We start from the raw sequence: 6,718 nt of genomic DNA, 5'->3' as shown, positions 1-6,718 counted from the left end.
CCAGGGCGGCCAGCGTCAGCAGCAGGGCCAGCAGCAGGGCGGCGGCCGTCAGGACCGCCAGCAGCAGCGGGCCGACGAGGACGGGGACGACTTCGAGGGCGGCCGCCGGGGCCGTCGCGGCCGCTACCGCGACCGCCGTGGCCGTCGTGGCCGCGACGAGATCGCCGAGCCGCAGCTGGCCGAGGACGACGTCCTGATCCCCGTCGCGGGCATCCTGGACATCCTCGACAACTACGCGTTCATCCGGACGTCCGGCTACCTCCCGGGCCCGAACGACGTGTATGTCTCCCTCGCCCAGGTCCGCAAGAACGGCCTGCGCAAGGGTGACCACATCACCGGTGCGGTCCGCCAGCCGAAGGAGGGGGAGCGCCGCGAGAAGTTCAACGCGCTCGTCCGCCTCGACTCCGTCAACGGCATGGCGCCCGAACACGGCCGTGGCCGCCCGGAGTTCAACAAGCTGACCCCGCTCTACCCGCAGGACCGGCTCCGCCTGGAGACGGACCCGGGTGTGCTCACCACCCGCATCATCGACCTGGTCTCGCCGATCGGTAAGGGCCAGCGCGGTCTGATCGTGGCCCCGCCGAAGACCGGTAAGACCATGATCATGCAGGCGATCGCCAACGCGATCACGCACAACAACCCCGAGTGCCACCTGATGGTCGTCCTCGTCGACGAGCGTCCGGAAGAGGTCACCGACATGCAGCGGTCGGTCAAGGGCGAGGTCATCTCCTCGACCTTCGACCGCCCGGCCGAGGACCACACCACGGTCGCCGAGCTGGCGATCGAGCGGGCGAAGCGGCTGGTCGAGCTGGGCCACGACGTCGTCGTCCTGCTGGACTCGATCACGCGTCTGGGTCGCGCCTACAACCTGGCCGCGCCCGCCTCCGGCCGCATCCTGTCCGGTGGTGTCGACTCGACCGCGCTGTACCCGCCGAAGCGGTTCTTCGGTGCGGCGCGGAACATCGAGGACGGCGGTTCGCTGACCATCCTGGCCACCGCTCTTGTCGACACCGGGTCCCGCATGGACGAGGTGATCTTCGAGGAGTTCAAGGGCACGGGCAACATGGAGCTGAAGCTCGACCGGAAGCTCGCGGACAAGCGCATCTTCCCGGCCGTCGACGTGGACGCCTCCGGTACCCGTAAGGAAGAGATCCTGCTGGGCAACGAGGAGCTGTCCGTCGTCTGGAAGCTGCGGCGGGTGCTGCACGCGCTTGACCAGCAGCAGGCGATCGAGCTGCTGCTCGACAAGATGAAGCAGACGAAGTCGAACGTCGAGTTCCTGATGCAGATTCAGAAGACGACGCCGACGCCCGGTAACGGGGACTAGTCGCTCCGCTGGGAGAGCCGAAGAACTTCGGTGCTCCGGTCGCGCCTCCAGCGTGTTGAGGCCGCCCTCCGTCAAAGGTGACGAAGGGCGGCCTTTTGCCGCAGTAACAGGCCATAAGCGAGATTTTTGCCACAAGGATCTCCGCGGGTACCGGATTCCTCGCGTACGACATCTGGGGCTGAAACCGCAGGTGAGCGGGGTGCCCCCGTTCTGTACGACTACACAGCGTGCCCGTCGCCGTACGCGGTGGGCACGCTGCGTTGTGCAACTCTGTCCCGAGTTTCTCCGTCTGACCATGCGGAGCGACGATGGAGCGGTACTGACCGCGCCTGACCCTGAAAGCAGGGGGTAACCGACCGCGAGACCTAGGAGCGATGTGTCCGCCGAGACCACGCCGGAGACCGTCATATCCGAGCCGGGCGAGACCGGTCCCCGCAAGGGTGGCAAGGGCCGCCGCCGCAAGGCCCGCAGCAAGAGCCGCAAGGCCCTGCGCGTCGCGGCCTGGACGGTCGCCGGTGTCGTCGTACTGGGCGGTGCGGGCGTCGGGTACGTGTACTTCAAGCTCAACGGCAACCTCAAGAGCGTCGACATCGACCAGGCCCTCGGCAACGACCGGCCCAGGAAGATCGACAACGGCTCCGAGAACATCCTGGTCCTCGGCTCGGACAGCCGCTCCGGCTCCAACAAGAAGCTCGGCGGCGGCGTCGACGACGGCAGCGCCCGCTCCGACACGGCGATGATCGTCCATGTCTACGAGGGCCACAAGAAGGCCAGCGTGGTCTCCATTCCGCGGGACACCCTGATCGACCGCCCGGCCTGCACCGACACCAAGGGCACCGTCCACCCCGCCGTGTCCGGCGCGATGTTCAACGAGTCCTACGGCACCGGCGGCGCGGCCTGCGCGGTGAAGACCGTCGAGTCGATCACCGGTATCCGCATGGACCACTACCTGGAGGTCGACTTCTCGGGCTTCCAGAAGCTCATAGACGACCTCGGCGGCGTCCCGGTCACGACGACCAGGAACATCGACGACCCGAACAGCCACCTGACCCTCCAGGCCGGCACCCACACGCTCAACGGCCGGCAGGCCCTCGGCCTGGTCCGCACCCGGCACGGCGTCGGCGACGGCTCCGACCTGGGCCGCATCCAGCTCCAGCAGGCCTTCGTCAAGGCACTGCTCAACCAGGTCAAGAACGTAGGCGTCTTCAGCAACCCCAAGAAGCTGTACGACCTCGCCGACACCGCCACCAAGACCGTCACCACCGACTCCGACCTCGGCTCGGTCAACTCCCTGATCGACTTCTCGGACGGCCTCAAGGGCATCAGCGCCAAGCACATGACCATGGTCACCATGCCGGTCCAGTACGACCCGGCCAACCCCAACCGGGTCCTTCTGGAGAAGACGAAGGCCCAGCTTGTCTGGGACGCGCTGAAGAACGACCAGCCGATTCCGAAGACGGCGACCGAAGGCACGGCCATAGGTGAAGCCAAGGGCGTGGTGAGTAGTTAAGGCGACCATCCAGGCCACCCAGACCATTCGCTCACCCGCAGGAATAGAACATCCGCACCCCCGGTTTGGGTGGATGGCCCCAGTCCTGGCAGACTGGTACGTCGGCTCCGGTTCACGCTCCCGCACCCCGCGGCGGCGACCCGGCGCCCTCCCGAAACCTAGGAGACACCTTGAAGCGCGACATCCACCCCGCGTACGTCGAGACGCAGGTCAGCTGCACCTGCGGCGCGTCGTTCACCACCCGTAGCACCATCGAGTCCGGCACCATCCGGGCCGAGGTCTGCTCCGAGTGCCACCCGTTCTACACGGGCAAGCAGAAGATCCTCGACACCGGTGGCCGTGTGGCCCGCTTCGAGGCCCGCTTCGGCAAGGCTGCCGCCGGCTCCAAGAAGTAGCGAGCCCCATTTCGCCGGTCCACGGCCGCACCCTCGTGAGGGTGTGCCCGGGACCGGCGTTTTTGGTCGCCCGCCAGCCCTTCACCCGCAGTATCAGGAGCCCAAGATGTTCGAGGCCGTCGACGAACTCGTCGCCGAGCACGCCGATCTGGAGAAGAAGCTCGCCGACCCGTCGGTCCACGCCGACCAGGCGAACGCGCGCAAGCTGAACAAGCGCTACGCCGAGCTGACCCCGATCGTCGCCACGTACCGCTCCTGGAAGCAGGCCGGCGACGACACAGAGACCGCGCGCGAGCTTGCCGTCGACGACCCCGACTTCGCCGCCGAGGTCAAGGAGCTGGAGAAGCAGCGCGAGGAGCTGACCGAGAAGCTGCGCCTGCTGCTCGTCCCGCGTGACCCGAGTGACGACAAGGACGTCATTCTGGAGATCAAGGCGGGCGCGGGCGGCGACGAGTCGGCGCTGTTCGCGGGCGATCTGCTGCGCATGTATCTGCGCTACGCCGAGCGCGCCGGCTGGAAGACCGAGATCATCGACGCCACCGAGTCCGAGCTGGGCGGCTACAAGGACGTCCAGGTCGCCGTGAAGACCAAGGGCGGCCAGGGCGCCACCGAGCCCGGCCAGGGCGTGTGGGCCCGCCTGAAGTACGAGGGCGGTGTGCACCGCGTGCAGCGCGTGCCGGCGACCGAGTCCCAGGGCCGTATCCACACCTCCGCCGCCGGTGTCCTCGTGACCCCCGAGGCCGAGGAGGTCGACGTCGAGATCAACCCGAACGACCTCCGGATCGACGTCTACCGGTCCTCCGGTCCGGGCGGCCAGTCCGTCAACACCACCGACTCCGCGGTGCGCATCACGCACCTGCCGACCGGGGTCGTCGCCTCCTGCCAGAACGAGAAGAGCCAGCTGCAGAACAAGGAGCAGGCGCTGCGTATCCTGCGCTCCAGACTGCTCGCCGCGGCGCAGGAGGAGGCCGAGCGGGAGGCCGCCGACGCCCGCCGCAGCCAGGTCCGCACGGTCGACCGCTCCGAGAAGATCCGCACCTACAACTTCCCCGAGAACCGCATCTCGGACCACCGAGTCGGCTTCAAGGCGTACAACCTTGACCAGGTCCTGGACGGCGACCTCGACGCGGTCATCCAGGCCTGCGTCGACGCCGACTCGGCGGCGAAGCTGGCAGCCGCATAAAGGCACGTACGAGTACCACACGGAGGACTTGCGTGAACCTGCTGCTCGCGGAGGTGGCCCAGGCCACCCAGCGGCTGGCCGACGCCGGCGTGCCCTCGCCGCGCAACGACGCGGAGGAGCTCGCCGCGTTCGTGCACGGCGTGAAGCGCGGCGAACTGCACTCCGTGAAGGACTCGGACTTCGACGCCCGGTACTGGGAGGTCATCGCCCGGCGTGAACAGCGCGAGCCGCTGCAGCACATCACCGGCCGGGCCTACTTCCGGTATCTGGAGCTGCAGGTCGGGCCGGGCGTCTTCGTGCCCCGGCCGGAGACGGAGTCCGTGGTCGGCTGGGCCATAGACGCCGTACGGGCCATGGACGTCGTCGAGCCGTGCATCGTCGACCTGTGCACCGGCACCGGCGCCATCGCGCTCGCCCTTGCCCAGGAGGTCCCGCGCTCGCGTGTGCACGCCGTGGAGCTGTCCGAGGACGCCCTGGTGTGGACGCGCAAGAACGTGGCGGGCTCCAGGGTCGACCTGCGCCAGGGTGACGCCCTCACCGCCTTCCCCGACCTTGACGGCCAGGTCGACCTGGTCATCTCCAACCCGCCGTACATCCCGCTGACCGAGTGGGAGTACGTCGCCCCCGAGGCCCGCGACTACGACCCCGAGCTGGCCCTGTTCTCCGGCGAGGACGGCCTCGACCTCATCCGCGGACTGGAACGCACCGCGCACCGGCTGCTGCGCCCCGGCGGCGTCGTCGTGATCGAGCACGCCGACACCCAGGGCGGCCAGGTCCCCTGGATCTTCACCGAGGAGCGGGGCTGGGCCGACGCGGCCGACCACCCCGACCTCAACAACCGCCCCCGGTTCGCGACCGCCCGCAGAGCGCTGCCGTGAGCACCCCCCAGGCAGTGTTTTCCGAAGTCCAGCATTACGTGTACGAGGAGGCCCGTTAGAGATGGCACGGCGATACGACACCAACGACGCGACCGACCGCGCGACGGGTCTGCGCGAGGCCGCGTCCGCGGTCCGCCGGGGCGAGCTGGTGGTGCTCCCGACCGACACGGTGTACGGCATCGGCGCCGACGCGTTCTCCTCCGAGGCCGTCGCCGACCTGCTCGCCGCCAAGGGCCGGGGCCGCACTATGCCCACCCCTGTCCTCATCGGCTCCCCGAACACCCTGCACGGCCTCGTCACGGACTTCTCCGAGCTGGCCTGGGAGCTGGTCGACGCCTTCTGGCCGGGCGCCCTCACGCTGGTCGCCAAGCACCAGCCGTCCCTGCAGTGGGACCTCGGCGACACCCGCGGCACGGTGGCCGTCCGTATGCCCCTGCACCCGGTCGCGCTCGAGCTGCTCACCGAGGTCGGCCCTATGGCCGTCTCCTCCGCCAACCTCACCGGCCACCCGGCGCCGGAGGACTGCGACGCCGCGCAGGAGATGCTGGGCGACTCCGTCTCCGTCTACCTCGACGGCGGCCCGACCCCCGGCAACGTCCCGTCGTCCATCGTCGACGTCACCGGCCGGGTGCCGGTGCTGCTGCGCGAGGGCGCGATCTCGCCGGAGGAGCTGCGCAAGGTCGTACCCGACCTCGAGGTGGCGAATTGACGGCCCCTGAAGCGGGGCGTGGCATAGGTATCGGGGAGCATCTCGCGGAGGAGACGACGACGTTCGGCTTTCCGCGTGACACCTTCCGCATCCTCCACGTCAGCACCGGCAATGTGTGCCGCTCGCCCATCACCGAGCGGCTGACCCGCCATTTCGTGACAGAGCGGCTCGGCGTGCTCGGCGGCGGGCTGATCGTGGAGAGCGCGGGCACCTGGGGCCACGAGGGCGCGCCGATGGAGGCCAACGCGGAGACCGTGCTGGTCGAGTTCGGCGCGGACGCCTCCGGATTCGTCGGCAGGGAGCTGCTGGACGAGCACGTCATCAGGGCCGACCTGGTCCTCACCGCGACCCGCGACCACCGCGCCCAGGTCATCTCCATGGGCCATTCGGCGGGTCTGCGCACCTTCACCCTGAAGGAGTTCACCCGCCTGGTCCGCGCCATAGACCCGGCCACGCTGCCGCCCCTGGACGACGGCGTGGTCCTGCGGGCCCGCGCCCTGGTCCGCGCGGCGGCGGCCCTGCGCGGCTGGCTTCTCGCCCCGACCGCGGAGGCGGACGAGGTCTACGACCCGTACGGCGCGCCGATCACCTTCTTCCGGTCCATCGGCGACGAGATACGAGAGGCGCTGGATCCCGTGGTGACGGCGCTGACGGGAGTCCCGGCGCGGACGTGACGCCGACGCGCATCCAGGGGCGCGGCGCGATGTTCAAGGTGC

The 6,718-nt window shown here is 69.2% G+C and carries 7 protein-coding genes; all 7 read left to right on the top strand.

The annotated features are described in order from the left end of the window. Positions 1 to 1,327, top strand: a 1,327-nt coding sequence (gene rho, locus M878_RS47745; protein ID WP_023546745.1) for a transcription termination factor Rho, incomplete at its 5' end; no start/stop codon positions are given. A 376-nt stretch (positions 1,328 to 1,703) separates the two neighbouring features. After that, complete coding sequence (locus M878_RS62690) at positions 1,704 to 2,837, top strand: LCP family protein (protein WP_023546744.1); 1,134 nt, start codon at positions 1,704 to 1,706, stop codon at positions 2,835 to 2,837. Positions 2,838 to 3,007: 170 nt separating this feature from the next. Then, entirely contained in the window at positions 3,008 to 3,232 is a 225-nt protein-coding gene (gene rpmE, locus M878_RS62685) for a 50S ribosomal protein L31 (RefSeq protein ID WP_014675000.1), read from the top strand. Between the two features lie 106 nt (positions 3,233 to 3,338). Continuing rightward, positions 3,339 to 4,415 (top strand): peptide chain release factor 1, encoded by a 1,077-nt coding sequence (gene prfA / locus M878_RS62680; RefSeq protein WP_023546743.1) that lies wholly within the window; start codon positions 3,339 to 3,341, stop codon positions 4,413 to 4,415. 32 nt (positions 4,416 to 4,447) lie between these two features. Next, positions 4,448 to 5,293 carry a peptide chain release factor N(5)-glutamine methyltransferase gene (gene prmC / locus M878_RS62675; protein WP_023546742.1) on the top strand — a complete coding sequence of 282 codons (846 nt, stop codon included), beginning with the start codon at positions 4,448 to 4,450 and terminating at the stop codon, positions 5,291 to 5,293. A gap of 61 nt (positions 5,294 to 5,354) precedes the next feature. Then, a complete protein-coding gene (locus M878_RS62670; protein WP_023546741.1) occupies positions 5,355 to 6,002 on the top strand; it encodes an L-threonylcarbamoyladenylate synthase in 648 nt (215 codons plus the stop codon). Continuing rightward, a complete protein-coding gene (locus tag M878_RS62665; protein ID WP_023546740.1) occupies positions 5,999 to 6,676 on the top strand; it encodes an arsenate reductase/protein-tyrosine-phosphatase family protein in 678 nt (225 codons plus the stop codon). Before M878_RS62670 ends, M878_RS62665 begins: the two co-directional genes overlap by 4 nt. Positions 6,677 to 6,718: the final 42 nt, after the last annotated feature.

Source organism: Streptomyces roseochromogenus subsp. oscitans DS 12.976, from assembly GCF_000497445.1.
Classification (GTDB): Bacteria; Actinomycetota; Actinomycetes; order Streptomycetales; family Streptomycetaceae; genus Streptomyces; species Streptomyces oscitans.
The sequence above is the reverse complement of the archived record's forward strand: the minus strand, read 5'-3'. Positions and strand labels throughout refer to the sequence as shown.

Bases quoted from the DNA above. Each gene is read 5' to 3' on its own strand.
- prfA (WP_023546743.1), top strand. From the start codon at position 3,339: ATGTTCGAGGCCGTCGACGAACTCGTCGCCGAGCACGCCGATCTGGAG.
- M878_RS62670 (WP_023546741.1), top strand. From the start codon at position 5,355: ATGGCACGGCGATACGACACCAACGACGCGACCGACCGCGCGACGGGT.